At 35.6% G+C, this 2,097-nt stretch carries 7 tRNA genes; all 7 read left to right on the top strand.

Going from position 1 to position 2,097, the window contains the following annotated elements:
* Positions 1 to 59: 59 nt before the first annotated feature.
* The 7 genes from D1606_RS18270 to D1606_RS18240 all read left to right on the top strand — a co-directional run bounded on the left by D1606_RS18270 (position 60) and on the right by D1606_RS18240 (position 643).
* Positions 60 to 136, top strand: a tRNA-Met gene (locus D1606_RS18270).
* A gap of 4 nt (positions 137 to 140) precedes the next feature.
* Positions 141 to 217: transfer RNA gene (locus D1606_RS18265), tRNA-Asp, on the top strand.
* A 27-nt stretch (positions 218 to 244) separates the two neighbouring features.
* Positions 245 to 320 (top strand) — tRNA-Phe (locus D1606_RS18260).
* Between the two features lie 4 nt (positions 321 to 324).
* Positions 325 to 398, top strand: a tRNA-Gly gene (locus D1606_RS18255).
* A 4-nt stretch (positions 399 to 402) separates the two neighbouring features.
* Positions 403 to 476, top strand: a tRNA-Ile gene (locus tag D1606_RS18250).
* 12 nt (positions 477 to 488) lie between these two features.
* Positions 489 to 565, top strand: a tRNA-Asn gene (locus tag D1606_RS18245).
* Between the two features lie 6 nt (positions 566 to 571).
* Positions 572 to 643 (top strand) — tRNA-Glu (locus D1606_RS18240).
* Positions 644 to 2,097 lie beyond the last annotated feature (1,454 nt).

The raw sequence follows: 2,097 nt of genomic DNA, 5'->3' as shown, positions 1-2,097 counted from the left end.
TGAAGCGTGGAAGACGTCCATTAACTAAGAGCATAGTAAAAATTATTTCATAATATTATCGCGGGGTGGAGCAGTTCGGTAGCTCGTCGGGCTCATAACCCGAAGGTCGCAGGTTCAAATCCTGCCCCCGCAACCAAAATGGTTCGGTAGTTCAGCTGGTTAGAATGCCTGCCTGTCACGCAGGAGGTCGCGGGTTCGAGTCCCGTCCGAACCGCCATTTCTTTAAAAGTTATTATTCTAATATGGGCCGGTAGCTCAGTTGGTAGAGCATTAGATTGAAGCTCTAAGTGTCGGCAGTTCGATTCTGTCCCGACCCACCATTATGCGGGTGTAGTTTAGTGGTAAAACCACAGCCTTCCAAGCTGTTGTCGGGAGTTCGATTCTCCTCACCCGCTCCATTATGGGCCTATAGCTCAGCTGGTTAGAGCGCACGCCTGATAAGCGTGAGGTCGATGGTTCGAGTCCATTTAGGCCCATCATAAAATTATTCCGAAGTAGCTCAGTTGGTAGCAGCATCTGACTGTTAATCAGAGGGTCGCAGGTTCGAGTCCTGCCTTCGGAGCCATATACTGGCCCCTTGGTCAAGTGGTTAAGACACCTCCCTTTCACGGAGGTAACATGGGTTCGAATCCCGTAGGGGTCATATTAAATCCTTTAGAACATTAGATTCTAAAGGGTTTTTTTATGTCTCTTTGTAAATAGAAATCTATATATCTCTATACTAAATGTGGTAGTGGGGGCAATATAATTCTTTGACAACCTTCCAAAAAAACACAATACTCAAACTTTTTGATCGTTTAATGTGCACAATAAAGGATTGGAATGAGTATGGATGTAAGAACATTTTGTCATGGAACTACTAGGAACTAAGGATAAACATGTTGAATTATGGAAAATGGAAATCATGAATGTCCTTAATGAAAATCGTCTATTAAGAAAACATCTACGAAAAAGATGTTGTTTACGTACAAGTTGTAAGAAGACATACTTTTAAAATTATCATTTATTCAACTTTATCAACTGTTCTTTAACGAGTAGAATGAAATGACGTAAGTCTGTGCAGTGAAAGGAAAAACGTTAAAGAAACAGCCACACAATATGGAACATCTGTCAGTACAATTTTTAATTATTTTGATCGAGTGATTTCAAAATCAATCAAGGGGATGAAAGTTGTTACCAGTAATCGTGATAGATGCTCAAGTAACATCAGGGATTTAAAGTGAAAATCTATCTGTGAAAGTTAAGTTATTAATACACTATATAAATATATAGGTAGCACAATAGAATAAGGGTTGAAGATTGTGTTTCCACCCCAACTATTTAAAAAGAGTCGAGGCTTAAAAGAGGCTGCTGCACTTACTGCTTTTCGTAAAGTTGCTAATACAATTTCTGCGCATATCTTTTTGAAGAAGATAAACAATACCTCTTTTTCTTCAATTAACTTTTGATATCACCTATGGTATCTTTCTTTTTTCGTTGCACTCAAGATCCTAATCCTTATAGTATAATATATTGTTAAACTGAGCTTGCAATTCGTTCATTTGCTATTCACTCTAGATATTTGATTGTATTATATACATTTCTTTCACCCGTGCTATATCATTCATTATTCCTTTGAGAGATTATAGGTCACCGTGTTGGTGAATAAAAGATTATAACGCTTTTATATCAAGCATTAGCAATTATTAAAGTAAACTTACATGATGATAATGCTGCATACTATCGTTGCAAAGAATTCGAAAACTAATTGATTTTGAAAGCATGAATAAAGAATAACCTTGTTTAGATTATATGGTATGTATACAGATTTTGTTGTGAGACGATGATATACTTGTTTAATAAATAGATACGGGGGAAGGGGGCTTTAATTTCGCCAACTATTAGCATACGTATGATTAGAGGATAAAGAAAAAATTTATATAAAAATACTTGTTGACAAAAAACTTTATATTTCATATAATATTAGAGTCGCTGAAAGAACAGCGGTAGAATATAAATAAAATAATATTATAAACAATATTAAATTATTTAAAATTCGTTATTGACATAGTTAATTTATTTTAGTATAATGATTAAGTTGTCGCAAGATGACAGAAT

The sequence above is a fragment of the Rummeliibacillus sp. POC4 genome, assembly GCF_003576525.1.
Lineage (GTDB): Bacteria > Bacillota > Bacilli > Bacillales_A > Planococcaceae > Rummeliibacillus.
The sequence above is the reverse complement of the archived record's forward strand: the minus strand, read 5'-3'. Positions and strand labels throughout refer to the sequence as shown.